The sequence below is a fragment of the Escherichia sp. F1 genome, assembly GCF_046764225.1.
GTDB classification, from domain to species: Bacteria; Pseudomonadota; Gammaproteobacteria; order Enterobacterales; family Enterobacteriaceae; genus Escherichia; species Escherichia coli.
Map to the genome: position 1 here is coordinate 4,388,326 of NZ_CP177202.1, position 25,556 is coordinate 4,413,881.

Annotated in this window: 25 protein-coding genes, 1 tRNA gene and 1 pseudogene; 17 read left to right on the forward strand and 10 right to left on the reverse strand. The window is 49.9% G+C overall.

From position 1 onward, the window contains the following. Positions 1–89 precede the first annotated feature (89 nt). Positions 90–1,067: an elongation factor P--(R)-beta-lysine ligase gene (epmA, locus tag ACK8NJ_RS21055; protein ID WP_000004771.1), complete on the reverse strand. Its 978-nt coding sequence runs from the start codon at positions 1,065–1,067 to the stop codon at positions 90–92. A gap of 324 nt (positions 1,068–1,391) precedes the next feature. On the opposite strand from epmA, the gene frdA reads away from it, so the two are divergent. The 6 genes from frdA (at position 1,392) to blc (ending at position 6,521) form a co-directional block, all read left to right on the forward strand. Beyond that, the gene (gene frdA, locus ACK8NJ_RS21060; RefSeq protein ID WP_001192973.1) at positions 1,392–3,200 is read left to right on the forward strand and encodes a fumarate reductase (quinol) flavoprotein subunit; all 1,809 of its coding nucleotides are present in this window, start codon (positions 1,392–1,394) and stop codon (positions 3,198–3,200) included. After that, complete coding sequence (gene frdB / locus ACK8NJ_RS21065) at positions 3,193–3,927, forward strand: fumarate reductase iron-sulfur protein (protein WP_000829502.1); 735 nt, start codon at positions 3,193–3,195, stop codon at positions 3,925–3,927. Before frdA ends, frdB begins: the two co-directional genes overlap by 8 nt. Positions 3,928–3,937: 10 nt before the next feature. Continuing rightward, on the forward strand, positions 3,938–4,333 hold the full coding sequence (gene frdC, locus ACK8NJ_RS21070) for a fumarate reductase subunit FrdC (protein WP_000208757.1): 396 nt from the start codon (positions 3,938–3,940) through the stop codon (positions 4,331–4,333). A gap of 10 nt (positions 4,334–4,343) precedes the next feature. Further along, positions 4,344–4,703, forward strand: a complete 360-nt coding sequence (gene frdD / locus ACK8NJ_RS21075) for a fumarate reductase subunit FrdD (protein WP_000609663.1) — start codon at positions 4,344–4,346, stop codon at positions 4,701–4,703. Between the two features lie 62 nt (positions 4,704–4,765). After that, positions 4,766–5,899 carry a BlaEC family class C beta-lactamase gene (locus ACK8NJ_RS21080; protein ID WP_411961917.1) on the forward strand — a complete coding sequence of 378 codons (1,134 nt, stop codon included), beginning with the start codon at positions 4,766–4,768 and terminating at the stop codon, positions 5,897–5,899. Between the two features lie 88 nt (positions 5,900–5,987). Continuing rightward, on the forward strand, positions 5,988–6,521 hold the full coding sequence (blc, locus tag ACK8NJ_RS21085; protein WP_001238369.1) for a lipocalin Blc: 534 nt from the start codon (positions 5,988–5,990) through the stop codon (positions 6,519–6,521). On the opposite strand, the gene sugE is transcribed toward blc, so the two are convergent. From sugE to efp, 4 genes are all read right to left on the reverse strand, one after another. Further along, positions 6,518–6,835 (reverse strand): quaternary ammonium compound efflux SMR transporter SugE, encoded by a 318-nt coding sequence (gene sugE, locus ACK8NJ_RS21090; RefSeq protein WP_000118482.1) that lies wholly within the window; start codon positions 6,833–6,835, stop codon positions 6,518–6,520. The genes blc and sugE overlap by 4 nt on opposite strands. Positions 6,836–7,010: 175 nt before the next feature. Continuing rightward, positions 7,011–7,157, reverse strand: a complete 147-nt coding sequence (gene ecnB / locus ACK8NJ_RS21095; protein WP_000239596.1) for a lipoprotein toxin entericidin B — start codon at positions 7,155–7,157, stop codon at positions 7,011–7,013. Positions 7,158–7,267: 110 nt separating this feature from the next. After that, positions 7,268–7,393, reverse strand: coding sequence for a lipoprotein antitoxin entericidin A (gene ecnA / locus ACK8NJ_RS21100; protein ID WP_000977757.1), 126 nt, complete (start codon positions 7,391–7,393; stop codon positions 7,268–7,270). 51 nt (positions 7,394–7,444) lie between these two features. Next, positions 7,445–8,011 carry an elongation factor P gene (efp, locus tag ACK8NJ_RS21105; protein ID WP_000257278.1) on the reverse strand — a complete coding sequence of 189 codons (567 nt, stop codon included), beginning with the start codon at positions 8,009–8,011 and terminating at the stop codon, positions 7,445–7,447. 41 nt (positions 8,012–8,052) lie between these two features. Here efp and epmB point away from each other — a divergent pair, with 41 nt between their 5' ends. Together epmB and ACK8NJ_RS21115 are read left to right on the forward strand one after the other, a co-directional pair. Beyond that, the gene (epmB, locus tag ACK8NJ_RS21110; RefSeq protein WP_328115468.1) at positions 8,053–9,081 is read left to right on the forward strand and encodes an EF-P beta-lysylation protein EpmB; all 1,029 of its coding nucleotides are present in this window, start codon (positions 8,053–8,055) and stop codon (positions 9,079–9,081) included. Between the two features lie 234 nt (positions 9,082–9,315). Beyond that, a complete protein-coding gene (locus ACK8NJ_RS21115) occupies positions 9,316–10,185 on the forward strand; it encodes a YjeJ family protein (RefSeq protein WP_001008025.1) in 870 nt (289 codons plus the stop codon). 49 nt (positions 10,186–10,234) lie between these two features. Here the strand turns inward: ACK8NJ_RS21115 and ACK8NJ_RS21120 are convergent, their stop codons facing one another. The 3 genes from ACK8NJ_RS21120 to ACK8NJ_RS21130 form a co-directional block, all read right to left on the reverse strand. Next, a complete protein-coding gene (locus ACK8NJ_RS21120) occupies positions 10,235–10,588 on the reverse strand; it encodes a DUF4156 domain-containing protein (protein ID WP_000558209.1) in 354 nt (117 codons plus the stop codon). 137 nt (positions 10,589–10,725) lie between these two features. After that, positions 10,726–12,372, reverse strand: a complete 1,647-nt coding sequence (gene groL, locus ACK8NJ_RS21125; protein ID WP_000729117.1) for a chaperonin GroEL — start codon at positions 12,370–12,372, stop codon at positions 10,726–10,728. A gap of 43 nt (positions 12,373–12,415) precedes the next feature. Beyond that, positions 12,416–12,709 (reverse strand): co-chaperone GroES, encoded by a 294-nt coding sequence (locus tag ACK8NJ_RS21130; protein ID WP_001026276.1) that lies wholly within the window; start codon positions 12,707–12,709, stop codon positions 12,416–12,418. Positions 12,710–12,984: 275 nt separating this feature from the next. Between ACK8NJ_RS21130 and yjeH the strand changes: the two genes are divergently transcribed. Next, the gene (gene yjeH, locus ACK8NJ_RS21135; protein ID WP_000015852.1) at positions 12,985–14,241 is read left to right on the forward strand and encodes an L-methionine/branched-chain amino acid transporter; all 1,257 of its coding nucleotides are present in this window, start codon (positions 12,985–12,987) and stop codon (positions 14,239–14,241) included. Positions 14,242–14,256: 15 nt separating this feature from the next. Here the strand turns inward: yjeH and ACK8NJ_RS21140 are convergent, their stop codons facing one another. After that, positions 14,257–14,733 (reverse strand): FxsA family protein, encoded by a 477-nt coding sequence (locus ACK8NJ_RS21140; protein ID WP_001558411.1) that lies wholly within the window; start codon positions 14,731–14,733, stop codon positions 14,257–14,259. A gap of 336 nt (positions 14,734–15,069) precedes the next feature. On the opposite strand from ACK8NJ_RS21140, the gene aspA reads away from it, so the two are divergent. From aspA to ACK8NJ_RS21180, 8 genes are all read left to right on the forward strand, one after another. Next, positions 15,070–16,506 carry an aspartate ammonia-lyase gene (gene aspA, locus ACK8NJ_RS21145; RefSeq protein WP_000069437.1) on the forward strand — a complete coding sequence of 479 codons (1,437 nt, stop codon included), beginning with the start codon at positions 15,070–15,072 and terminating at the stop codon, positions 16,504–16,506. A gap of 117 nt (positions 16,507–16,623) precedes the next feature. Then, positions 16,624–17,925, forward strand: a complete 1,302-nt coding sequence (gene dcuA / locus ACK8NJ_RS21150; RefSeq protein WP_000961959.1) for an anaerobic C4-dicarboxylate transporter DcuA — start codon at positions 16,624–16,626, stop codon at positions 17,923–17,925. Positions 17,926–18,040: 115 nt separating this feature from the next. Continuing rightward, on the forward strand, positions 18,041–18,379 hold the full coding sequence (gene cutA, locus ACK8NJ_RS21155; RefSeq protein WP_000883405.1) for a divalent cation tolerance protein CutA: 339 nt from the start codon (positions 18,041–18,043) through the stop codon (positions 18,377–18,379). Then, complete coding sequence (gene dsbD, locus ACK8NJ_RS21160; protein WP_064226692.1) at positions 18,355–20,052, forward strand: protein-disulfide reductase DsbD; 1,698 nt, start codon at positions 18,355–18,357, stop codon at positions 20,050–20,052. Before cutA ends, dsbD begins: the two co-directional genes overlap by 25 nt. 36 nt (positions 20,053–20,088) lie before the next feature. Further along, the gene (locus tag ACK8NJ_RS21165) at positions 20,089–20,664 is read left to right on the forward strand and encodes a transcriptional regulator (RefSeq protein ID WP_001188520.1); all 576 of its coding nucleotides are present in this window, start codon (positions 20,089–20,091) and stop codon (positions 20,662–20,664) included. 106 nt (positions 20,665–20,770) lie between these two features. Next, positions 20,771–20,846, forward strand: a tRNA-Phe gene (locus tag ACK8NJ_RS21170). 176 nt (positions 20,847–21,022) lie between these two features. Continuing rightward, positions 21,023–22,213, forward strand: coding sequence for a tyrosine-type recombinase/integrase (locus ACK8NJ_RS21175; protein ID WP_001218746.1), 1,191 nt, complete (start codon positions 21,023–21,025; stop codon positions 22,211–22,213). 433 nt (positions 22,214–22,646) lie between these two features. Beyond that, positions 22,647–23,690, forward strand: coding sequence for a tetratricopeptide repeat protein (locus tag ACK8NJ_RS21180; protein ID WP_000999872.1), 1,044 nt, complete (start codon positions 22,647–22,649; stop codon positions 23,688–23,690). A 143-nt stretch (positions 23,691–23,833) separates the two neighbouring features. Here ACK8NJ_RS21180 and ACK8NJ_RS21185 read toward each other — a convergent pair. Beyond that, positions 23,834–25,508 (reverse strand): annotated as a pseudogene (locus tag ACK8NJ_RS21185) (sulfatase-like hydrolase/transferase). Positions 25,509–25,556 lie beyond the last annotated feature (48 nt).

The following is a 25,556-nucleotide window of genomic DNA, read 5'->3' on the forward strand; positions in this document are numbered from 1 at the left end:
TGTGGCCTTTAGCGGAAAAATGAAAACATATGCTACAGAATGGCGCTTATCACGCCATTCTTCGCGGTTAATTCAGTAATTTTTCAGAATTATGCCCGGTCAACGCTAAAGGCGATGACTTCAGCCAGTGTCTCCGCGCCCAGCGCCAACATCACCAGACGATCAACACCTAATGCCACGCCGGAACAGTCAGGCATACCGACTTTCAAGGCTTCAATCAGATTCTGGTCAATGGGGTGCTGCGGCAAACCGCGCGCCGCGCGCTTACGGTTATCTTGTTCAAAGCGTTGTTGCTGCTCACGGGCATCCGTCAATTCATGGAAACCATTCGCCAGCTCAATACCTTTATAATAAACCTCAAAGCGTTCAGCGACCCGATGATCTTCGGTACTGATTTGCGCCAGTGATGCCTGGCTGGCTGGAAAGTGGTACACAAAGGTCGGTTTTTCTTTGCCAATATTTGGCTCTACGCCAAAGGTAAACAGCAATTGTAGCAACGTGTCGCGGTCTTCTTCGGTATCAGCAACGTTGCTTAAATCCAGTTTCGCTGCCACTTCCCGCAGTTGCGTTTTGTCGGCAGAGAGCGGGTCAATTTCCAGATAACGCAAGAAAGCTTGTTGATAAGAAAGGCTTTCTGCTGCCGGGCAGTCCAGCACTTGTTGTAAGAGATCGTCCACCTCGTTCATCAACCGGTACATATCATAGTGCGGTCGATACCACTCAAGCATAGTGAACTCAGGGTTGTGATAACGCCCCATCTCTTCATTACGGAAGCTGCGGCACAGCTGGAATACCGGCCCACAACCGGCAACCAGCAGGCGCTTCATATGGTATTCCGGGCTGGTCATTAACCAGAGATTCATCCCCTGCGAATGCCCAGGGCCAACGAAACGTGTCTCAAACGGGACCAAATGAATATCGGTTACCGTCGCCTGGCTCATACAAGGCGTCTCCACCTCCAGCACTCCACGATCGGCAAAGAAACGACGGATCTCCGCCATAATCGCCGCGCGTTTTAATAAGTTAGGAATGGATGCGCTCGGCTGCCAGGATGCCGTTTCGCTCATAGTTAAATCTCCAGTTTTTGACAAGGGCACGAAGTCTACTCGCAACGCGACGGCGAGACAAATTTTACGCAGGAATCAAACAACGGTGGGCAGTGACTAAAAAAAGCACGATCTGATGGTTTAGTAATTAAATTAATCATCTTCAGTGATAATTTAGCCCTCTTGCGCACTAAAAAAATCGATCTCGTCAAATTTCAGACTTATCCATCAGACTATACTGTTGTACCTATAAAGGAGCAGTGGAATAGCGTTCGCAGACCGTAACTTTCAGGCACTTACCCTGAAGTACGGGGCTGTGGGATAAAAACAATCTGGAGGAATGTCGTGCAAACCTTTCAAGCCGATCTTGCCATTGTAGGCGCCGGTGGCGCGGGATTACGTGCTGCAATTGCTGCCGCGCAGGCAAATCCAAATGCAAAAATCGCACTAATCTCAAAAGTATACCCGATGCGTAGCCATACCGTTGCTGCAGAAGGGGGCTCCGCCGCTGTCGCGCAGGATCATGACAGCTTCGAATATCACTTTCACGATACAGTAGCGGGTGGCGACTGGTTGTGTGAGCAGGATGTCGTGGATTATTTCGTCCACCACTGCCCAACCGAAATGACCCAACTGGAACTGTGGGGATGCCCATGGAGCCGTCGCCCGGATGGTAGCGTCAACGTACGTCGCTTCGGCGGCATGAAAATCGAGCGTACCTGGTTCGCCGCCGATAAGACCGGCTTCCATATGCTGCACACGCTGTTCCAGACCTCTCTGCAATTCCCGCAGATCCAGCGTTTTGACGAACATTTCGTGCTGGATATTCTGGTTGATGATGGTCATGTTCGCGGCCTGGTAGCAATGAACATGATGGAAGGCACGCTGGTGCAGATCCGTGCTAACGCGGTCGTTATGGCTACCGGCGGTGCGGGTCGCGTTTATCGTTACAACACCAACGGCGGCATCGTTACCGGTGACGGTATGGGTATGGCGCTAAGCCACGGCGTTCCGCTGCGTGACATGGAATTCGTTCAGTATCACCCAACCGGTCTGCCAGGTTCCGGTATCCTGATGACAGAAGGCTGCCGCGGTGAAGGTGGTATTCTGGTCAACAAAAATGGCTACCGTTATCTGCAAGATTACGGCATGGGCCCGGAAACTCCGCTGGGCGAGCCGAAAAACAAATATATGGAACTGGGGCCACGCGACAAAGTTTCTCAGGCCTTCTGGCACGAATGGCGTAAAGGCAACACCATCTCCACGCCGCGTGGCGATGTGGTTTATCTCGACCTGCGTCACCTCGGCGAGAAAAAACTGCATGAACGTCTGCCGTTCATCTGCGAACTGGCGAAAGCGTACGTTGGCGTCGATCCGGTTAAAGAACCGATTCCGGTACGTCCGACCGCACACTACACCATGGGCGGTATCGAAACCGATCAGAACTGTGAAACCCGCATTAAAGGTCTGTTCGCCGTGGGTGAATGTTCCTCTGTTGGTCTGCACGGTGCAAACCGTCTGGGCTCCAACTCCCTGGCGGAACTGGTGGTCTTCGGCCGTCTGGCCGGTGAACAAGCGACAGAGCGTGCAGCAACTGCCGGTAATGGCAACGAAGCGGCAATTGAAGCGCAGGCAGCTGGCGTTGAACAACGTCTGAAAGATCTGGTTAACCAGGATGGCGGCGAAAACTGGGCGAAGATCCGCGACGAAATGGGCCTGGCTATGGAAGAAGGTTGCGGTATCTACCGTACTCCGGAACTGATGCAGAAAACCATCGACAAGCTGGCTGAGCTGCAGGAACGCTTCAAGCGCGTGCGCATCACCGACACCTCCAGCGTGTTCAACACCGACCTGCTCTACACCATTGAACTGGGCCACGGTCTGAACGTTGCTGAATGTATGGCGCACTCCGCAATGGCACGTAAAGAGTCTCGCGGCGCGCACCAGCGTCTGGACGAAGGTTGCACCGAGCGTGACGACGTCAACTTCCTCAAACACACCCTCGCCTTCCGCGATGCTGATGGCACAACTCGCCTGGAGTACAGCGACGTGAAGATTACTACGCTGCCGCCAGCTAAACGCGTTTACGGTGGCGAAGCGGATGCAGCCGATAAGGCGGAAGCAGCCAATAAGAAGGAGAAGGCGAATGGCTGAGATGAAAAACCTGAAAATTGAGGTGGTGCGCTATAACCCGGAAGTCGATACCGCACCGCATAGCGCATTCTATGAAGTGCCTTATGACGCAACTACCTCATTACTGGATGCGCTGGGCTACATCAAAGACAACCTGGCACCGGACCTGAGCTACCGCTGGTCCTGCCGTATGGCGATTTGTGGCTCCTGCGGCATGATGGTTAACAACGTGCCTAAACTGGCATGTAAAACCTTCCTGCGTGATTACACCAACGGTATGAAGGTTGAAGCGTTAGCTAACTTCCCGATTGAACGCGATCTGGTGGTCGATATGACCCACTTCATCGAAAGTCTGGAAGCGATCAAACCGTACATCATCGGCAACTCCCGCACCGCGGATCAGGGTACTAACATCCAGACCCCGGCGCAGATGGCGAAGTATCACCAGTTCTCCGGTTGCATCAACTGTGGTCTGTGCTACGCCGCGTGCCCGCAGTTTGGCCTGAACCCAGAGTTCATCGGTCCGGCTGCCATTACGCTGGCGCATCGTTATAACGAAGATAGCCGCGACCACGGTAAGAAGGAGCGTATGGCGCAGTTGAACAGCCAGAACGGCGTATGGAGCTGTACTTTCGTGGGCTACTGCTCCGAAGTCTGCCCGAAACACGTCGATCCGGCTGCGGCCATTCAGCAGGGCAAAGTAGAAAGTTCGAAAGACTTTCTTATCGCGACCCTGAAACCACGCTAAGGAGTGCAACATGACGACTAAACGTAAACCGTATGTACGGCCAATGACGTCCACCTGGTGGAAAAAATTGCCGTTTTATCGCTTTTACATGCTGCGCGAAGGCACGGCGGTTCCGGCTGTGTGGTTCAGCATTGAACTGATTTTCGGGTTGTTTGCCCTGAAAAATGGCCCGGAAGCCTGGGCGGGATTCGTCGACTTTTTACAAAACCCGGTTATTGTGATCATTAACCTGATCACTCTGGCGGCAGCTCTGCTGCACACCAAAACCTGGTTTGAACTGGCACCGAAAGCGGCCAATATCATTGTAAAAGACGAAAAAATGGGACCAGAGCCAATTATCAAAAGTCTCTGGGCGGTAACTGTGGTTGCCACCATCGTAATCCTGTTTGTTGCCCTGTACTGGTAAGGAGCCTGAGATGATTAATCCAAATCCAAAGCGTTCTGACGAACCGGTATTCTGGGGCCTCTTCGGGGCCGGTGGTATGTGGAGCGCCATCATTGCGCCGGTGATGATCCTGCTGGTGGGTATTCTGCTGCCACTGGGGCTGTTTCCGGGTGACGCACTGAGCTACGAGCGCGTTCTGGCGTTCGCGCAGAGCTTCATTGGTCGCGTATTCCTGTTCCTGATGATCGTTCTGCCGCTGTGGTGTGGTTTACACCGTATGCACCACGCGATGCACGATCTGAAAATCCACGTACCTGCGGGCAAATGGGTTTTCTACGGTCTGGCTGCTATCCTGACAGTTGTCACGCTGATTGGTGTCGTTACAATCTAACGCATCGCCAATGTAAATCCGGCCCGCCTATGGCGGGCCGTTTTGTATGGAAACCAGACCCTATGTTCAAAACGACGCTCTGCGCCTTATTAATTACCGCCTCTTGCTCCACATTTGCCGCCCCTCAACAAATCAACGATATTGTGCATCGCACAATTACCCCGCTTATAGAGCAACAAAAGATCCCCGGTATGGCGGTGGCGATAATTTATCAGGGTAAACCTTATTACTTTACCTGGGGCTATGCGGACATCGCCAAAAAGCAGCCCGTCACACAGCAAACGTTGTTTGAGTTAGGTTCGGTCAGCAAAACATTTACGGGCGTACTTGGTGGCGACGCTATTGCTCGAGGGGAAATCAAGTTAAGCGATCCCGCAACAAAATACTGGCCTGAACTTACCGCTAAACAGTGGAATGGGATCACACTATTACATCTCGCAACCTACACTGCTGGCGGCCTGCCATTGCAGGTGCCGGATGACGTTAAATCCTCAAGCGACTTGCTGCGCTTCTATCAAAACTGGCAGCCTGCATGGGCTCCAGGAACACAACGTCTGTATGCCAACTCCAGTATCGGTTTGTTCAGCGCACTGGCTGTGAAGCCGTCTGGTTTGAGTTTTGAGCAGGCGATGCAAACTCGTGTCTTCCAGCCACTCAAACTCAACCATACGTGGATTAATGTACCGCCCGCAGAAGAAAAGAATTACGCCTGGGGATATCGCGAAGGTAAGGCAGTGCATGTTTCGCCAGGGGCGTTAGATGCTGAAGCTTATGGTGTGAAGTCGACCATTGAAGATATGGCCCGCTGGGTGCAAAGCAATTTAAAACCCCTTGATATCACTGAGAAAACGCTTCAACAAGGGATACAACTGGCACAATCTCGCTACTGGCAAACCGGCGATATGTATCAGGGCCTGGGCTGGGAAATGCTGGACTGGCCGGTAAATCCTGACATCATCATTAACGGCAGTGACAATAAAATTGCACTGGCAGCACGCCCCGTAAAAGCGATTACGCCCCCAACTCCTGCAGTACGCGCATCATGGGTACATAAAACGGGGGCGACCGGCGGATTTGGTAGCTATGTCGCGTTTATTCCAGAAAAAGAGCTGGGTATCGTGATGCTGGCTAACAAAAACTATCCCAATCCAGCGAGAGTCGCCGCCGCCTGTCAGATTCTCAACGCTCTACAGTAAAATTTCATCGGGTCCGAATTTTCGGACCTTTTCTGCGCTTTTCCTTGCTGTCATCTACACTTAGAAAAAAACCAGTAAGGAAACATTTATGCGCCTGCTCCCTCTCGTTGCCGCAGCGACAGCTGCATTTCTGGTCGTTGCCTGCAGTTCTCCAACGCCGCCGCGTGGCGTGACAGTAGTGAATAATTTCGACGCTAAACGCTATCTCGGTACCTGGTATGAGATTGCCCGTTTTGATCACCGTTTTGAACGTGGACTGGAAAAAGTCACCGCAACATACAGCCTGAGGGATGATGGCGGCCTGAATGTCATTAATAAAGGCTATAACCCTGACAGAGAAATGTGGCAGCAGAGTGAAGGGAAAGCGTACTTTACCGGCGCACCAACTCGCGCTGCGCTGAAAGTGTCATTCTTTGGTCCTTTCTATGGCGGTTATAACGTTATTGCACTCGATCGGGAATACCGCCATGCGCTGGTTTGCGGCCCGGACCGCGACTACCTGTGGATACTCTCCCGCACGCCAACCATTTCTGACGAAGTGAAACAGGAGATGCTGGCAGTCGCGACCCGGGAAGGGTTTGATGTCAGTAAGTTTATTTGGGTACAACAGCCTGGTAGTTAGTGAGTGCTGAGTTTCAGACCAATAATCCCCAATACGATTAACGCCAGACTCGCCAGGCGCATCGGGTTAGCGGACTCGCCGAGCAGCACAATGCCGGTGATGGCCGCGCCGACTGCGCCAATACCCGTCCACACGGCATAAGCCGTCCCTACCGGTAGAGATTTCATCGCCCAGGCAAGTAGCGCCATACTGACAATCATCGCCGTCACGGTAATAACACTTGGCGTCAAACGACTAAAGCCGTGGGTATATTTCAGGCCAACGGCCCATACCACTTCCAGCAGACCAGCAATAACTAAGATAATCCAGGACATATCAGGCTCCGGAGAATTGGGGCCGTCCCCGGTGAAAAGAGGCGTTTGCAGGTCGTCCTGCAAAGCTGATGGTTGAACGGATATTTTGCCAGGTGGCAGAGGAATTTCAACTATTACCTTTGTAACTATCGCAGAAAAAACAAACGGCACGACACAGCTGCCGTACCGTTATTGCTTATTGCTGCGCTTTCGTTGCTGCGCCAGAAATCGCGTTACCGCCATCAGAAATGTCTTCACCTACGCCACGCGTGGTGTTGCAGGCAGTTAATACTGTTGAAAGCACCAGAACAGAAAAGATCGCTGCAATTGTCTTCTTCACCATAACGTCTTCCTTTTAGGTAATGTTATTTATGTTTGCCTATAGCAAATTAATAATAGACAACATCGCCAAAAATGATGGAAATCTGATGATTTTTCGGAAGAGAAGAAAAATTAGCTGGCAGCGCGGGAGATGGAGTTGCCGAGGTGTTTGATATCTTCGCCGAAACCGCGAGCGGTGTTACAGCCCGTAAGCAGCGTGCTGGCAAGCAAAACAAGAACGATAAGGCGTTTCATCATCTCTAACCTGAATAAGTGATGGTGCAGCCTGCAGGCCGCACCACAACCGCATTACTTCACGCGAGAGACGTATTCACCAGAGCGGGTATCCACTTTGATGACTTCGCCGATCTGCACGAACAGCGGAACTTTAACCACAGCGCCAGTAGACAGGGTAGCTGGTTTGCCGCCAGTACCTGCGGTATCACCTTTCAGGCCCGGATCGGTATCAACGATTTCCAGTTCAACGAAGTTCGGCGGAGTAACGGAGATCGGCTGACCATTCCACAGAGTTACGATACACTCTGCCTGATCAAGCAGCCATTTCGCGTTGTCGCCAATTGCTTTTGCGTCAGCAGACAGCTGCTCGAAAGTTTCGTTGTTCATGAAGTGCCAGAACTCACCGTCGTTGTACAGGTAAGTCAGGTTCATATCGACAACATCAGCGCCTTCAGCGGAATCAGTAGATTTGAAGGTTTTTTCTACGCGAGTACCGGTCAGCAGACGACGCAGTTTAACGCGAGCAAATGCCTGGCCTTTACCCGGTTTTACGAATTCACTCGCTTCAACCGCGTAAGGTTCGCCGTCTAACATGATTTTAAGACCAGCACGAAAATCGTTGCTATAGTACGTTGCCATAAGGCCCTCTGAAATTTGTTAATTGGTAGCTAAGCCACAAAATGGCGCATATTGTAACCCTAAATACCCCATCCAGAGAAGATTGGTTAACGCAACTTGCCGATGTTGTGACCGATCCTGATGAACTTCTGCGTCTTTTGAATATAGACGCGGACGAAAAACTGTTGGCCGGACGCAGCGCCAAAAAGCTGTTTGCCCTGCGTGTGCCCCGCTCATTTATCGATCGCATGGAGAAAGGCAATCCGAACGATCCGCTTTTGCGTCAGGTACTTACCTCGCAAGATGAGTTTGTCGTCGCGCCCGGATTCTCCACCGACCCACTGGAAGAACAGCACAGCGTAGTGCCTGGTTTGTTGCATAAATACCACAACCGGGCGCTTTTGCTGGTCAAAGGCGGCTGCGCGGTAAATTGCCGCTATTGCTTCCGTCGCCACTTCCCCTATGCCGAAAATCAGGGCAACAAGCGTAACTGGCAAACTGCACTTGAGTATGTTGCTACGCATCCGGAACTGGACGAGATGATTTTCTCCGGCGGCGATCCGCTGATGGCGAAAGATCACGAGCTGGACTGGTTGCTCACACAACTGGAAGCCATCCCGCATATCAAACGTCTGCGGATTCACAGCCGTCTGCCGATTGTGATCCCGGCACGCATCACAGATGCGCTGGTTGAACGCTTTTCACATTCTACGCTGCAAATCTTGCTGGTGAATCACATCAACCATGCCAATGAGGTAGATGAAACATTCCGTCAGGCGATGGCTAAGTTGCGCCGGGTAGGCGTTACTTTGCTGAACCAGAGCGTTCTGTTACGTGGTGTGAACGATAACGCGCAAACGCTGGCAAACCTGAGTAATGCGTTGTTCGATGCCGGCGTGATGCCGTATTACCTGCATGTGCTCGATAAAGTACAGGGCGCGGCGCATTTTATGGTGAGTGATGACGAAGCACGGCAGATTATGCGTGAGTTGCTGACACTGGTGTCGGGATATCTGGTGCCTAAACTGGCGCGAGAAATTGGCGGCGAACCCAGCAAAACGCCGCTGGATCTCCAGCTACGCCAGCAGTAACTGATTAAACAGGGAAGTTTAATCTTTGCACGTTGCATAACCTTTAATTATTCATATACATTGCTGTTATTACTTTTTATATAACCAACACCAATAATTAACCTTTCTTTTCTGTTTATATAGAGTGAGCACGGCTATTTATGTTATTTTAACAACTATTACTACCAAGCCCATTTATCTGGCTTATAAATTAAAATTAATTATTTAATTGAGAAATGGTTAGGGAGAACCTACATGGCCATAAGCATCAAGGGTGTTAATACCGGTGTTATTCGCAAGAGCAATAATTTCATTGCACTGGCGCTGAAAATTAAAGAGCCTCGCAATAAAGAATCGTTGTTCTTTCTGTCTGTCATGGAACTGCGCGACCTTCTGATTGCGCTGGAAAGCCGTCTGCATCAAAAGCATAAACTGGATGCTGCTGCACGCCTTCAGTATGAGCAAGCTCGCGATAAAGTCATTAAGAAAATGGCAGAAAATATCCCAGAAATTCTGGTTGATGAGCTTAAAAATGCCGATATTAATCGTCGGGTTAACACGCTGGAACTTACCGATAATCAGGGCGAAAATCTTACCTTCGTATTAACACTACATGACGGTAGCAAATGTGAGTTAGTCATCAATGAATTACAGATTGAAATGCTGGCGCGAGCAATCATTCATGCAATTAATAATGCGGAAATGCGTGAACTGGCATTACGTATTACTTCACTGTTAGATTTCCTGCCGTTATACGACGTTGACTGCCAGGACAATGGCAATCTGGAATATGACACCTATTCCCAACCGGAATGGAAACATAACTTGTTCAACCATTATCTGGCGGTGCTTTACCGCTTTAAAGATGAAAGTGGCAAAGAACAATTTAGCGGCGCAGTGGTGAAAACGCGTGAAGCAACGCCGGGTAAAGAAGTGGAGGCGATCACTCGCCGAATGCTTGATTTCAGCCCACGACTGAAAAAACTCGCGGGTGTACCATGTCAGGTCTATGTTCGCACCGTAGCGGCAAATAACGCCCAACCGCTAACCCAGGATCAATGCTTACGCGCGCTACATCACTTACGTGTTCAATCCACCAGCAAAACTGCACCACAGGCGAAATAATCCCATCTGTTTTACTACGAGGCTGGAAGTATCCAGCCTCTGGATCCCATCAGTTCGGGCACTTATATACCTGGCCGATAATCTGGCTATCCGTCGGGACAAAACTGGACAACATTCCCTGCGACGGGCTACTGATGCCATAAATCACGTTACCGCCCATTGCAGCCGCCTGGTTGCGCAGATCGTTTGCTGCGCCGCGCATAGAACCGCCCTCTTCTCCGTGTTGCCCGGAAAGCCAGTTGCTTTGCTTACCTGTCGCAGTACCAATCAGCTGGCACTCTGCGCCTGGCTGCTCGTCCACAATGCGTACACTCTGACCGGCAGCACTCAATTCGTTGCTGGAGCTACAACCCGCCATCAGTAGCGCGGCACCGACAATCCCTGCTAAGTATTTTACGTGCATGTTATTCCCCATAATCAATGAGCTGGACGCCACTCGCGTCGTCCGTGTCTGAATCTTATACTAGAAAGATGACCAAAAGAAAAACCCCCAGACATTTCTGCCCGGGGGTTTGTTTATTTCTGCGAGGTGCAGGGCAATTACATCATGCCGCCCATGCCACCCATGCCGCCCATACCGCCAGCAGCGCCTAAGTCAGCTGCATCGTTTTTCGGCAGGTCGGTAACCATGCATTCGGTGGTGATCATCAGGCCAGCCACAGAAGCCGCGTACTGCAGAGCAGAACGGGTTACTTTGGTTGGATCCAGGATACCCATGTCGATCATGTTGCCGTATTCTTCGGTTGCTGCGTTGTAACCGTAGTTGCCGTCGCCGCCTTTAACGGTGTTAGCAACAACAGACGGTTCTTCGCCGCAGTTCAGGACGATCTGACGCAGCGGAGCTTCCATTGCACGCAGTGCAACTTTGATACCCACGTTCTGGTCTTCGTTCTGACCACGCAGGTCAGCCAGTTTAGACGCTACGCGGATCAGCGCAACACCACCACCAGCAACCACGCCTTCTTCTACCGCAGCACGGGTCGCGTGCAGGGCGTCTTCAACGCGTGCTTTTTTCTCTTTCATTTCAACTTCGGTAGCAGCACCTACTTTGATAACTGCAACGCCGCCTGCCAGTTTCGCTACGCGCTCCTGCAGTTTTTCACGGTCGTAGTCAGAAGTTGCTTCTTCAATCTGCTGACGGATCTGAGCAACACGGCCCTGGATTGCAGCTTCTTCACCCACGCCATCGATGATAGTGGTGGTGTCTTTGTTGATCACAACACGTTTAGCCTGACCCAGGTCTTCCAGGGTTGCTTTTTCCAGCTCCATACCGATCTCTTCAGAGATCACGGTACCGCCAGTCAGGGTTGCGATATCCTGCAGCATAGCTTTACGACGATCGCCGAAGCCCGGAGCTTTAACCGCAGCAACTTTCACGATGCCACGCATGGTGTTAACAACCAGAGTTGCCAGCGCTTCGCCTTCTACATCTTCAGCGATGATCAGCAGCGGTTTGCCTGCTTTGGCAACAGCTTCCAGAACCGGCAGCATTTCGCGGATGTTGGAGATTTTCTTGTCAGCAAGCAGGATGAATGGGCTTTCCAGTTCTACTGCGCCAGTTTCCGGCTTGTTGATGAAGTAAGGAGACAGGTAGCCACGGTCGAACTGCATACCTTCAACCACGTCCAGTTCGTCCTGCAGACCGGTACCGTCTTCAACGGTGATAACGCCTTCTTTACCGACTTTGTCCATCGCTTCAGCGATCAGTTTACCTACGGTTTCGTCGGAGTTAGCGGAGATGGTACCAACCTGAGCAATCGCTTTAGAGTCAGAGCACGGTACGGACAGCGCTTTCAGTTCTTCAACTGCAGCGGTAACAGCTTTGTCGATACCACGTTTCAGGTCCATCGGGTTCATGCCCGCAGCAACAGCTTTCAGACCTTCAGTGATGATAGCCTGAGCCAGTACGGTTGCAGTGGTGGTACCGTCGCCTGCAGCGTCGTTCGCTTTAGAGGCAACTTCTTTCACCATCTGCGCACCCATGTTTTCGAACTTGTCTTCCAGTTCGATTTCACGAGCAACGGAAACACCATCTTTGGTGATGGTCGGTGCACCGAAAGATTTATCCAGAACTACGTTACGGCCTTTCGGACCGAGGGTAACTTTCACTGCATCTGCCAGTACGTTTACGCCGCGCAGCATTTTCACACGAGCGTCGTTACCGAATTTTACGTCTTTAGCTGCCATTATCTTTATTCCTTAAATTCGTATGTTCAGTGTCGTGCGCGGATTACGCTTCAACAATTGCCAGAATGTCGCTTTCGGACATGATCAACACTTCTTCATTGTCGATCTTCTCAGATTTCACACCGTAGCCATCGTTGAAAATAACGATGTCGCCAACTTTCACATCCAGCGGCTTCACTTCGCCATTTTCAAGGATACGGCCATTGCCGACAGCCAGCACTTCGCCGCGGGTGGATTTAGCCGCTGCAGAGCCGGTCAGAACGATGCCGCCAGCAGATTTAGTTTCAACTTCTTTACGCTTGACGATCACGCGATCATGCAATGGACGAATATTCATTGATAACTCTCCTTTGAGAAAGTCCGTATCTGTTATGGGTGACGCCGGAGCTTACGTGGTTTCCCGGCTGGTGACCAGAGAAATGGGGATGAGGCTTCGCCCCTTCAAGGGGGAAAAAGAAAAAAAATTCTGATCAGCACAAAATCGGGTGAAAAGCCTGATTCACCTCACATTTCATCGCAATTTCTTCATCACCGTCATAAGCGAATCTGATTGTGCTACCATCGAAAATCTACGCAGTTGCCCATAATTTGGGCGCAATCGGACATCAACCCATGAGTGGACTCAAACAAGAACTGGGGCTGGCCCAGGGCATTGGCCTGCTATCGACGTCATTATTAGGCACTGGCGTGTTTGCCGTTCCTGCGTTAGCTGCGCTGGTAGCGGGCAATAACAGCCTGTGGGCGTGGCCCGTTTTGATTATCTTAGTGTTCCCGATTGCGATTGTGTTTGCGATTCTGGGTCGCCACTATCCCAGCGCAGGCGGTGTCGCGCACTTCGTCGGTATGGCGTTTGGTTCGCGGCTTGAGCGAGTCACCGGCTGGTTGTTTTTATCGGTCATTCCCGTGGGTTTGCCTGCCGCGCTACAAATTGCCGCCGGGTTCGGCCAGGCAATGTTTGGCTGGCATAGCTGGCAACTGTTGTTGGCAGAACTCGGTACGCTGGCGCTGGTGTGGTATATCGGTACTCGCGGTGCTAGTTCCAGTGCTAATCTACAAACAGTTATTGCCGGACTTATCGTCGCGCTGATTGTCGCTATCTGGTGGGCGGGCGATATCAAACCTGCGAGTATCCCCTTCCCTGCACCTGGTAATATCGAACTTACCGGGTTATTTGCTGCGTTATCAGTGATGTTCTGGTGCTTTGTCGGTCTGGAGGCATTTGCCCATCTTGCCTCGGAATTTAAAAATCCAGAGCGTGATTTTCCTCGTGCTTTGATGATTGGTCTGCTGCTGGCAGGATTAGTCTACTGGGGCTGTACGGTAGTCGTCTTACACTTCGACGCCTATGGTGAACAAATGGCGGCAGCAGCATCGCTTCCAAAAATTGTAGTGCAACTGTTCGGTGTAGGAGCGTTATGGATTGCCTGCGTGATTGGCTATCTGGCCTGCTTTGCCAGTCTCAACATTTATATACAGAGCTTCGCCCGCCTGGTCTGGTCGCAGGCGCAACATAATCCTGACCACTACCTGGCACGCCTCTCTTCTCGTCATATCCCGAATAATGCCCTCAATGCGGTGCTCGGCTGCTGCGTGGTGAGCACGTTGGTGATTCATGCTTTAGAGATCAATCTGGACGCACTTATCATCTATGCCAATGGCATCTTTATTATGATTTATCTGTTATGCATGCTGGCAGGTTGTAAATTATTGCAAGGACGTTATCGACTACTGGCGGTGGTTGGCGGGCTGTTATGCGTTCTGTTACTGGCAATGGTCGGCTGGAAAAGTCTCTATGCGCTGATTATGCTGGCGGGGTTATGGCTGTTTCTGCCAAAACGAAAAACGCCGGAAAATGGCATAACCACATAATCCGGCGTTTCGGCATTAATCCTGGCGATCGTCTTTATGATCAAGGCGGTCGCGGTCATCATCCTTTCGCTGGTACTCACCCTCAAAAGTATTACCGCCACCGGTCCCGGCGCTAAAACCGCCGCCTGGCATGCGAGAAAAGCGCAAATGCGGCATCAACTTCACTGTCAGATGCTTTTGCACCGGCGGCAATAAAAGCAGAAGACCGAGGAAGTCGGTGAAAAAGCCAGGTAATAAAAGCAGCAAACCGGCAATGATCAGCGAAACACTTTTAATCATCTCCGCCGCTGGGTTTTCACCCGCCGCCATTTTTTGCTGCATCAGCACGAAATTCTTAAAGCCCTGGTTACGTACCAGTGACATACCGATAACTGACGTGAATATAACCAGCACGAGGGTCAGCAATACCCCCAATACATGGGCAACCTGAATAAAGATTGAAATCTCAATATAGACATAAAGGAAAATGGCAATAAAAGGTAACCAGCGCAAAGGTTTCTCCTGTAATAGCAGCCGGTTAACCCCGGCTACCTGAATGGGTTGCGAATCGCGTTTAGCTTATATTGTGGTCATTAGCAAAATTTCAAGATGTTTGCGCAACTATTTTTGGTAGTAATCCCAAAGCGGTGATCTATTTCACAAATTAATAATTAAGGGGTAAAAACCGACACTTAAAGTGATCCAGATTACGGTAGAAATCCTCAAGCAGCATATGATCTCGGGTATTCGGTCGATGCAGGGGATAATCGTCGGTCGAAAAACATTCGAAACCACATATATTCTGTGTGTTTAAAGCAAATCATTGGCAGCTTGAAAAAGAAGGTTCACATGTCAAACAACATTCGTATCGAAGAAGATCTGTTGGGTACCAGGGAAGTTCCAGCTGATGCCTACTATGGTGTTCACACTCTGAGAGCGATTGAAAACTTCTATATCAGCAACAACAAAATCAGTGATATTCCTGAATTTGTTCGCGGTATGGTAATGGTTAAAAAAGCCGCAGCTATGGCAAACAAAGAGCTGCAAACCATTCCTAAAAGTGTAGCGAATGCCATCATTGCCGCATGTGATGAAGTCCTGAACAACGGAAAATGCATGGATCAGTTCCCGGTAGACGTCTACCAGGGCGGCGCAGGTACTTCCGTAAACATGAACACCAACGAAGTGCTGGCCAATATCGGTCTGGAACTGATGGGTCACCAGAAAGGTGAATATCAGTACCTGAACCCGAACGACCATGTTAACAAATGTCAGTCCACTAACGACGCCTACCCGACCGGTTTCCGTATCGCTGTTTACTCTTCCCTGATTAAGCTGGTAGATGCGATTAACCAACTGCGTGAAGGCTTTGAACGTAAAGCTGTCGAATTCCAGGACATCCTGAAAATGGGTCGTACCCAGCTGCAGGACGCAGTACCGATGACCCTCGGTCAGGAATTCCGCGCTTTCAGCATCCTGCTGAAAGAAGAAGTGAAAAATATCCAACGTACCGCTGAACTGCTGCTGGAAGTTAACCTTGGCGCAACAGCAATCGGTACTGGTCTGAACACGCCGAAAGAGTACTCTCCGCTGGCAGTGAAAAAACTGGCTGAAGTCACTGGCTTCCCATGCGTACCGGCTGAAGACCTGATCGAAGCGACCTCTGACTGCGGCGCTTATGTAATGGTTCACGGCGCGCTGAAACGCCTGGCTGTGAAGATGTCCAAAATCTGTAACGACCTGCGCTTGCTCTCTTCTGGCCCACGTGCCGGCCTGAACGAGATCAACCTGCCGGAACTGCAGGCGGGCTCTTCCATCATGCCAGCTAAAGTAAACCCGGTTGTTCCGGAAGTGGTTAACCAGGTATGCTTCAAAGTCATCGGTAACGACACCACTGTTACCATGGCAGCAGAAGCAGGTCAGCTGCAGTTGAACGTTATGGAGCCGGTCATTGGCCAGGCCATGTTCGAATCCGTTCACATTCTGACCAACGCTTGCTACAACCTGCTGGAAAAATGCATTAACGGCATCACTGCTAACAAAGAAGTGTGCGAAGGTTACGTTTACAACTCTATCGGTATCGTTACTTACCTGAACCCGTTCATCGGTCACCACAACGGTGACATCGTGGGTAAAATCTGTGCCGAAACCGGTAAGAGTGTGCGTGAAGTCGTTCTGGAACGCGGTCTGTTGACTGAAGCGGAACTTGACGATATTTTCTCCGTACAGAATCTGATGCACCCGGCTTACAAAGCAAAACGCTATACTGATGAAAGCGAACAGTAATCGTACAGGGTAGTACAAATAAAGAAGGCACGTCAGATGACGTGCCTTTTTTCTTGTGAGCAGTAACTTAAAAATAACAATCTAATATCAACTTGTTAAAAAACAAGGAAGGCTAATATGCTAGTTGTAGAACTCATCATAGTTTTGCTGGCGATCTTCTTGGGCGCCAGATTGGGGGGAATAGGTATTGGTTTTGCAGGCGGATTGGGGGTGCTGGTTCTTGCCGCTATTGGCGTTAAACCCGGTAACATCCCGTTCGATGTCATTTCCATTATCATGGCGGTTATCGCCGCTATTTCTGCCATGCAGGTTGCTGGCGGTCTGGACTATCTGGTTCATCAGACAGAAAAGCTGCTGCGCCGTAACCCGAAATACATCACGATCCTCGCGCCGATCGTGACCTATTTCCTGACAATCTTTGCTGGTACTGGCAACATCTCTCTGGCGACACTGCCAGTTATCGCTGAAGTTGCGAAGGAACAAGGCGTTAAACCTTGCCGTCCGCTGTCTACTGCAGTGGTATCCGCGCAGATTGCGATCACCGCATCGCCAATCTCAGCGGCAGTGGTTTACATGTCTTCCGTGATGGAAGGTCATGGCATCAGCTACCTCCATCTGCTCTCCGTGGTCATCCCGTCCACCCTGCTGGCGGTTCTGGTGATGTCCTTCCTGGTCACTATGCTGTTCAACTCCAAACTCTCTGACGATCCGATTTATCGCAAGCGTCTGGAAGAGGGCCTGGTTGAACTGCGCGGTGAAAAGCAGATTGAAATCAAATCCGGTGCAAAAACGTCCGTCTGGCTGTTCCTGCTGGGCGTAGTTGGTGTGGTTATCTATGCAATCATCAACAGCCCAAGCATGGGTCTGGTTGAAAAACCGCTGATGAACACCACCAACGCAATCCTGATCATTATGCTCAGCGTTGCAACTCTGACCACCGTTATCTGTAAAGTCGATACCGACAACATCCTCAACTCCAGCACCTTCAAAGCAGGTATGAGCGCCTGTATTTGTATCCTGGGTGTTGCGTGGCTGGGCGATACTTTCGTTTCCAACAACATCGACTGGATCAAAGATACCGCTGGTGAAGTGATTCAGGGTCATCCGTGGCTGCTGGCCGTCATCTTCTTCTTTGCTTCTGCTCTGCTGTACTCTCAGGCTGCAACCGCAAAAGCACTGATGCCGATGGCTCTGGCACTGAACGTTTCTCCGCTGACCGCTGTTGCTTCTTTCGCTGCGGTGTCTGGTCTGTTCATTCTGCCGACCTACCCGACGCTGGTTGCTGCGGTACAGATGGATGACACGGGTACTACCCGTATCGGTAAATTCGTCTTCAACCATCCGTTCTTCATCCCGGGTACTCTGGGTGTTGCCCTGGCCGTTTGCTTCGGCTTCGTGCTGGGTAGCTTCATGCTGTAATGACCAATCGCGGGGCGTTCACGCCCCGCTTTCTTTCCCGCCGACTAACATCCTTCCCCCGTCCGTTGTATAGTGACCTCTCTCTTGCGGTTCCATCTGTTCTTGCGAGGTGTTTATGCTTGATGAAAAAAGTTCGAATACCGCGTCTGTCGTGGTGCTATGTACGGCACCGGATGAAGCGACAGCCCAGGATTTAGCCGCCAAAGTGCTGGCGGAAAAACTGGCGGCCTGCGCGACCTTGATCCCCGGCGCTACCTCTCTCTATTACTGGGAAGGTAAGCTGGAGCAAGAATACGAAGTGCAGATGATTTTAAAAACTACCGTATCTCTCCAGCAGGCACTGCTGGAATGCCTGAAGTCTCATCATCCATATCAAACCCCGGAACTTCTGGTTTTACCTGTTACACACGGAGACACAGATTACCTCTCATGGCTCAACGCATCTTTACGCTGATCCTGCTACTTTGCAGCACTTCCGTTTTTGCCGGATTATTCGACGCGCCGGGACGTTCACAATTTGTCCCCGCGGATCAAGCCTTTGCTTTTGATTTTCAGCAAAACCAACATGACCTGAATCTGACCTGGCAGATCAAAGACGGTTACTACCTCTACCGTAAACAGATCCGCATTACGCCGGAACACGCGAAAATTGCCGACGTGCAGCTGCCGCAAGGCGTCTGGCATGAAGATGAGTTTTACGGCAAAAGCGAGATTTACCGCGATCGGCTGACGCTTCCCGTAACCATCAACCAGGCGAGTGCGGGAGCGACGTTAACTGTCACCTACCAGGGCTGTGCTGATGCCGGTTTCTGTTATCCGCCAGAAACCAAAACCGTTCCGTTAAGCGAAGTGGTCGCCAACAACGCAGCGTCACAGCCTGTGTCTGTTCCGCAGCAAGAGCAGCCCACCGCGCAATTGCCCTTTTCCGCGCTCTGGGCGTTGTTGATCGGTATTGGTATCGCCTTTACGCCATGCGTGCTGCCAATGTACCCACTGATTTCTGGCATCGTGCTGGGCGGTAAACAGCGGCTTTCCACTGCCAGGGCATTGTTGCTGACCTTTATTTATGTGCAGGGGATGGCGCTGACTTACACGGCACTGGGTCTGGTGGTTGCCGCCGCAGGGTTACAGTTCCAGGCGGCGCTACAGCACCCATACGTGCTCATTGGCCTCGCTATCGTCTTTACCTTGCTGGCGATGTCAATGTTTGGCTTGTTTACTCTGCAACTCCCCTCTTCGCTGCAAACACGTCTCACGCTGATGAGCAATCGCCAACAGGGCGGCTCACCTGGCGGTGTGTTTGTTATGGGGGCGATTGCCGGACTGATCTGTTCACCATGCACCACCGCACCGCTTAGCGCGATTCTGCTGTATATCGCCCAAAGCGGGAACATGTTGCTGGGGGGCGGCACGCTTTATCTCTATGCGTTGGGCATGGGCCTGCCGCTGATGCTAATAACCGTCTTTGGTAACCGCCTGCTGCCGAAAAGCGGCCCGTGGATGGAACAAGTCAAAACCGCGTTTGGTTTTGTGATCCTCGCACTGCCGGTCTTCCTGCTGGAGCGAGTGATTGGTGATATATGGGGATTACGCTTGTGGTCGGCGCTTGGTGTCGCATTCTTTGGCTGGGCCTTTATCACCAGCCTACAGGCCAAACGCGGCTGGATGCGCGTGGTGCAAATAATCCTGCTGGCAGCGGCATTGGTTAGCGTGCGCCCACTTCAGGATTGGGCATTTGGTGCGACGCATACCGCGCAAACTCAGACGCATCTCAACTTTACACAAATCAAAACGGTAGATGAGTTAAATCAGGCGCTCGTTGAAGCCAAAGGCAAACCGGTGATGTTAGATCTTTATGCCGACTGGTGCGTCGCCTGTAAAGAGTTTGAGAAATACACCTTCAGCGACCCGCAGGTGCAAAAAGCGTTAGCAGACACGGTATTACTTCAGGCCAACGTCACTGCCAACGACGCACAAGATGTGGCGCTGTTAAAGCATCTTAATGTCCTTGGCCTACCGACAATTCTCTTTTTTGACGGACAAGGCCAGGAGCATCCACAAGCACGCGTCACGGGCTTTATGGATGCTGAAACCTTCAGCGCACATTTGCGCGATCGCCAACCGTGAACGACACTTGCAGTGGGAAAGACGGAGGAAAATAGCGTGCAACGTGAAGATGTACTGGGAGAAGCCCTGAAATTATTAGAATTACAAGGGATTGCCAACACCACGCTGGAGATGGTTGCTGAACGTGTGGATTATCCACTGGACGAGCTGCGCCGCTTCTGGCCAGACAAAGAGGCAATCCTCTACGATGCGCTGCGTTATCTTAGCCAACAGATAGATGTCTGGCGTCGTCAGCTGATGCTGGACGAAACGCAAACCGCCGAACAAAAGCTGCTGGCACGTTATCAGGCGTTATCGGAGTGCGTTAAAAACAACCGCTATCCGGGCTGTCTGTTTATCGCTGCCTGTACGTTTTATCCCGATCCTGGCCACCCTATTCATCAACTGGCCGATCAGCAAAAAAGCGCGGCCTACGATTTCACCCACGAACTGTTAACCACACTGGAAGTTGACGATCCGGCGATGGTAGCAAAGCAGATGGAACTGGTGCTGGAAGGCTGTTTAAGCCGAATGCTGGTGAATCGCAGCCAGGCGGATGTCGACACCGCACATCGGCTGGCGGAAGATATCCTGCGCTTCGCCCGCTGCCGCCAGGGTGGTGCTTTGACCTGACAGAAACACAGAAAAGAAGCGATTTGCCGCAATCTTAAGCAGTTGAATCGCTTTTACTGAAATTAGGTTGACGAGATGTGCAGATTACGGTTTAATGCGCCCCGTTGCCCGGATAGCTCAGTCGGTAGAGCAGGGGATTGAAAATCCCCGTGTCCTTGGTTCGATTCCGAGTCCGGGCACCACTTTCACTTCCAGATTCATCTCCCGAACTCCACGAAACTCAAGTATAATCACATCGTTACAAGCAATCTGAACATCCTGAACTCCACCGAACTCTACTGAACTCTCTCTCAATCAAGCGTTCATTGGGGGCACTGGTGGGGGCTCATTGTGTTCAGTCAGTTTCAGGAGCCCCCATATGGCACTTACAGCCAGACAGGTCGAAACAGCCAGACCTAAAGAAAAAGACTATAAACTCTCTGACGAACGTGGTTTATATCTGCTGGTAAAAACCACGGGTGCCCGCTACTGGCGGCTTAAATACCGGATAGCAGGAAAAGAGAAAAAACTGGCCCTCGGCGTCTATCCCGACGTCTCCCTTGCTGAAGCCAGAATCAAACGCGACGATGCCCGAAAAATTATCTCCGAAGGTGGTGACCCGGGCGAAAAGAAACGAAAGGAAAAACTCACTCAGAAAATCTCTGCCACCAATACGTTCCATGCCCTTGCTACGGAATGGCACCAGCATAAATCTTTGTCATGGTCTGAAAGTTACGCCAGAAGCGTACTGGAGGCTCTGGATAAAGATATTTTCCCGTATCTGGGCAAACGAAGCGTTACTGATATCCTCCCGCTGGAAATGCTGGAAATTCTGCGCCGCATAGAAAAACGTGGCTCGCTGGAAAAACTTCGTAAGGTGCGTCAATACTGTAATCAGATTTTTCGTTATGCCATCGCCACCGGACGAGCCACTGTCAATCCGGCATCTGAACTGACCAGTACGCTGGCGGCGCCAAAAGCTGCACATTTCCCCCACCTGAGAGCAGATGAGCTCCCTGTTTTTCTCCGGAAGCTCACTGAATATCATGGCAGTCCTGTTACCCGCATGGCGACAAATCTGCTGCTTCTGACAGGCCTCAGAACGATTGAACTACGGTCCGCTGAGTGGTCAGAAATTGATTTTGATAATGCCCTGTGGACAATCCCTGAAAGCCGCATGAAAATGCGACGTAAACATGTCGTACCACTGTCACGACAGGCCACTGACATTCTGCTACAGCTCAAAACTTTCTCCGGGCAATACCGGCTGGTTTTTCCGGGACGTTGTGATATCAACAAGCCAATGAGCGAAGCCAGCATCAATATGGTGCTCAAACGTATCGGTTACGATGGCAGGGCAACCGGTCATGGTTTTCGTCACACCATGAGTACCATTCTGCACGAACAGGGCTTTAATTCTGCCTGGATTGAAATGCAGTTAGCTCATGTGGATAAAAACGCCATCAGGGGTACCTATAATCATGCCCAGTATCTCGATGGTCGCCGTGAAATGATGCAGTGGTACGCAGATTATATTGATTCGCTTTCTAAGCAAGAGAGTCAGGGTTAAGAGCACTTGTCCTGATATTTTCTCTCAATCCACAAATTCTCCTCCGGCCTCCAGGTCCGGAGGAATTTTGCTTTTATGCTTTATTTTTAGATATTTTTTGTTTTTTGATAAAATATTTAATATTGTATCTGTAAACAATCTCAAAACATCACACCGTTATGGACCGCTAACAATTTTGATACCTGTAATATCAATCATCATCATGTCGTTATTTCAGCACCATTCCCCCAAAAAAATCGATTAATATGCTGTTTCAGCTGATAATTCACAATACACCGGAATGCAGATAAAGATAAATTTTCATTCTCATGTAAAAACACTGTCGATGATATTATAAACAACATTCATCCCGGACAAAAACAAGACTTGATACACAACATCACGACTTTTATGCTTTTCAGATTGTGTCCCATCCGTTTTACAGGCTCAGAAAATGAACGACAGATTACGCTTTGAAGTGAACAATAACCAGGGTCGTTTCGTATTTCCGGATACCTGGTTTGGCCCATTACTGGGGGAGTTTGAAGAAGTGCTTGATGCATACGACACTGATGAAATCAGCGAGACAAGTTACATCAACAAACTCAGACGCCTTGCTCAACAGGAGCCTGACTTTATTGATATACACGCTCATCTGGCATATGCATTTCTGGAACAGAATGCCCCGCGTAAGGCACTGAACGCCGCTCTTAAAGGACTGGCGGCAGGTAATCGTCTCATCCCGGAAAGTTTCAGTGGTGAAATCATCTGGATGCATCCCGAAAACCGGCCTTATCTGCGCGCACTTTATGCAGCAATTCTCGCAAATGTGCACTTACAGCGTCATCAGGATGCGGTTATGCTTACTGATAAAATACTGGCATACAATCCTGAAGATAATCAGGGTGCCCGCTGGTTGTTGGGCTCAGAACTGTTACGAACAGGCGATCATAAGCAAGCCTTCAGTGTACTGAAAGAGCATGCTGATGAATTTTCACCTTACTGGTATGAACTTGGTCTTCTGCATTTTCTGAATGGGGAACATGTTAAGGCTGCCACAGCTTTTCGTCATGGCTTTGCTACAAACACTTACATCGCGGAAATGCTGTGCGGAAATTTGCATCCATTTCCACTTGCTGTGCGGCATAACTTCTCCGGCTCTCTGGATACGGCAGAAGATTACTATGCAACATACTCACCATTATGGGGACAATATCCAGAAGCATTGCTGTTTGTAAACTGGCTCTATAACCATTCCTCTGTGCTGCATGAACGAGCAGAAATCATTAAATGCGCCGAAATGCTGATGCAGGAAGATGATTTCGAAATATGCGAAAGCATTTTAAGACAGCAGAAGCTGTTGCGGGAAAGAATTGATGAGACACTTTCTGAGGAAATTGTACAGAAATGCAGAAATATTAACGGTGAATATGTCTGGCCCTGGATATTGCCGTTTTCAGCAGCAGGAATGAAACACTCAAGCATCCAGCATCAGTAGATATTGCATTAGTGTATCTTTCAAACAAGTAATAATTTATCCACCAGTAATAACACAGTCCCCCTTCCCCAGGTTATCGCCCTGGGGGCATTTTCTGAAAGTTTCCTTTAAAAAAGAATAGAGTCGTAAATTACTTTAACGAATTATTCCTGGAGTTCATTAAAGTTCTTTCGTAATACTTTGTAGTCAAACACGTTATGACTGACATCAAAAACCACGGATTTCCCCTGCCAGCGGGTAATCACCTCCTCCGGCGTTTTCGGTTGAGCCGGTCTGGTTACGCCCATCCATGCATTAATCAGATAATCATTATACGCAGTGGAAAAAACGCTGTTCACCGTCTGGCGATCGACATGCTCTCCCAGTGTCGGGCTGTACCAGATAAACATCGGAACATGATAAGCCTGCTGACTGGGTTTTATTCCACCATGAAAATAGGCATGTTCTTTTGTCGGGTCATACTCCAGACCGTGATCTGAAAAATACATGACTGATGCCCGACGCGTTTCCAGCATGGCGAAAATCTGTCCCAACAAACTGTCGGTATAATGAATGGAATTATCGTAGCAGACTTCTTCTGTATCCAGCGGTTTAAACACGGCTTTATCTCTGGGCCAGTTACTGCAGACTGGCTCATGGCTGCCCGTCAGATGCAGAACAATCAGTTTCCTGCTCCCCGGATTACTGTTCAGTGCTTCAGCCAGGTGTGGGAGCAGTAACTCATCATAGCCTCTGACATAAATTCTGTTTCTGGCCCGCATGGCGATACTGGCCACAGCCGTTCCGTTCTGCCGGAAAGCGGACTGCGCACTGAGCCACCAGGTATCGAACCCCGCCTGATTCGCCATGTTGATAATATTATCGGGGTAACGGCGAACATCATGATGCAGCACGGTATCAGCAGATAATGCCAGCGGTACCGCAAGAGCGGTATAAGGTGCCCCGCTGATTGCCTGAGTGAACAGTTTCAGTCGTGATTTCTGTTTCTGAAGCTCTGGTGTGGTTGGGCGCGAATACCCGTAAATGGACATGTTATCAGTCCTTGCAGATTCACCAATCACCAGAACAAATACGTCAGTGTTGTTATCCGTAATCACCAGATCGTAGTGAGGTATGGTATCAGCAATCGTCATTAATCTCTGATGCTCCTTTGCGGCCAGTGCAAAATAGTTCAGATTAAAGAAAGGGGTATATGTGGCAAACCGGGAAGCGACTATGTAAGGATCAACTTCATTTATTTGATACTGTTTCTTCAACGCAAACTGAAAGGAAGAATATAACGTTACTGTAATTAACAATAAAAATGTAATTACCGTGACCTTTTCCGATGGCAATGAGGACGTTTTATTTATTGCTGAACAGAAGAACAATAAAAAAGAGGATAATAAATGCGATAACATAAACAACATACATCCTGAACATTCTTATTACTTCATCAGGCTCTGTCTGAAGGATACTGATTGCAAAACCATCATTAAATGTTGTGCCAAATGTACACCATGAATACAAACTGATACTGATATCTGCCGCGGTCAGTAATGTGAACGGAAAGGCCAGAATAAAACGCAGCGTAAGCGATTTCATCGCCTTAATAATAAGAAGCGCCAGGGTGAAGAATAATATCCGGTAAATCAGATGCGCTCCTGAGGATACAAGGAGGTTAGAAAGGGTAAAGACAACCACTAATAACACAAGGCGCTTATCATTGCTAATCCGTGACCAGTGTATGAATGGAAGATTAATTTTCATAATAATTGAGTAAAAGCGATATTTCTGTCCGACGCTGATCGCTGAATATGGCGTGACAGGTAAATACATTTTTCTTAATAATCATAAAACGGGCATCATCCGCCGCCACAAATGTAG

Coding starts and splice junctions, on each gene's coding strand:
- aspA (WP_000069437.1), top strand. CDS start 15,070: ATGTCAAACAACATTCGTATCGAAGAAGATCTGTTGGGTACCAGGGAA.
- ACK8NJ_RS21130 (WP_001026276.1), bottom strand. CDS start 12,709: ATGAATATTCGTCCATTGCATGATCGCGTGATCGTCAAGCGTAAAGAA.
- dcuA (WP_000961959.1), top strand. CDS start 16,624: ATGCTAGTTGTAGAACTCATCATAGTTTTGCTGGCGATCTTCTTGGGC.
- ACK8NJ_RS21120 (WP_000558209.1), bottom strand. CDS start 10,588: ATGCACGTAAAATACTTAGCAGGGATTGTCGGTGCCGCGCTACTGATG.
- blc (WP_001238369.1), top strand. CDS start 5,988: ATGCGCCTGCTCCCTCTCGTTGCCGCAGCGACAGCTGCATTTCTGGTC.
- cutA (WP_000883405.1), top strand. CDS start 18,041: ATGCTTGATGAAAAAAGTTCGAATACCGCGTCTGTCGTGGTGCTATGT.
- dsbD (WP_064226692.1), top strand. CDS start 18,355: ATGGCTCAACGCATCTTTACGCTGATCCTGCTACTTTGCAGCACTTCC.
- ACK8NJ_RS21180 (WP_000999872.1), top strand. CDS start 22,647: ATGAACGACAGATTACGCTTTGAAGTGAACAATAACCAGGGTCGTTTC.
- frdC (WP_000208757.1), top strand. CDS start 3,938: ATGACGACTAAACGTAAACCGTATGTACGGCCAATGACGTCCACCTGG.
- ecnA (WP_000977757.1), bottom strand. CDS start 7,393: ATGATGAAACGCCTTATCGTTCTTGTTTTGCTTGCCAGCACGCTGCTT.
- groL (WP_000729117.1), bottom strand. CDS start 12,372: ATGGCAGCTAAAGACGTAAAATTCGGTAACGACGCTCGTGTGAAAATG.
- ACK8NJ_RS21115 (WP_001008025.1), top strand. CDS start 9,316: ATGGCCATAAGCATCAAGGGTGTTAATACCGGTGTTATTCGCAAGAGC.
- epmB (WP_328115468.1), top strand. CDS start 8,053: ATGGCGCATATTGTAACCCTAAATACCCCATCCAGAGAAGATTGGTTA.
- sugE (WP_000118482.1), bottom strand. CDS start 6,835: ATGTCCTGGATTATCTTAGTTATTGCTGGTCTGCTGGAAGTGGTATGG.
- frdB (WP_000829502.1), top strand. CDS start 3,193: ATGGCTGAGATGAAAAACCTGAAAATTGAGGTGGTGCGCTATAACCCG.
- ACK8NJ_RS21080 (WP_411961917.1), top strand. CDS start 4,766: ATGTTCAAAACGACGCTCTGCGCCTTATTAATTACCGCCTCTTGCTCC.
- ecnB (WP_000239596.1), bottom strand. CDS start 7,157: ATGGTGAAGAAGACAATTGCAGCGATCTTTTCTGTTCTGGTGCTTTCA.
- frdD (WP_000609663.1), top strand. CDS start 4,344: ATGATTAATCCAAATCCAAAGCGTTCTGACGAACCGGTATTCTGGGGC.
- efp (WP_000257278.1), bottom strand. CDS start 8,011: ATGGCAACGTACTATAGCAACGATTTTCGTGCTGGTCTTAAAATCATG.
- epmA (WP_000004771.1), bottom strand. CDS start 1,067: ATGAGCGAAACGGCATCCTGGCAGCCGAGCGCATCCATTCCTAACTTA.
- ACK8NJ_RS21175 (WP_001218746.1), top strand. CDS start 21,023: ATGGCACTTACAGCCAGACAGGTCGAAACAGCCAGACCTAAAGAAAAA.
- yjeH (WP_000015852.1), top strand. CDS start 12,985: ATGAGTGGACTCAAACAAGAACTGGGGCTGGCCCAGGGCATTGGCCTG.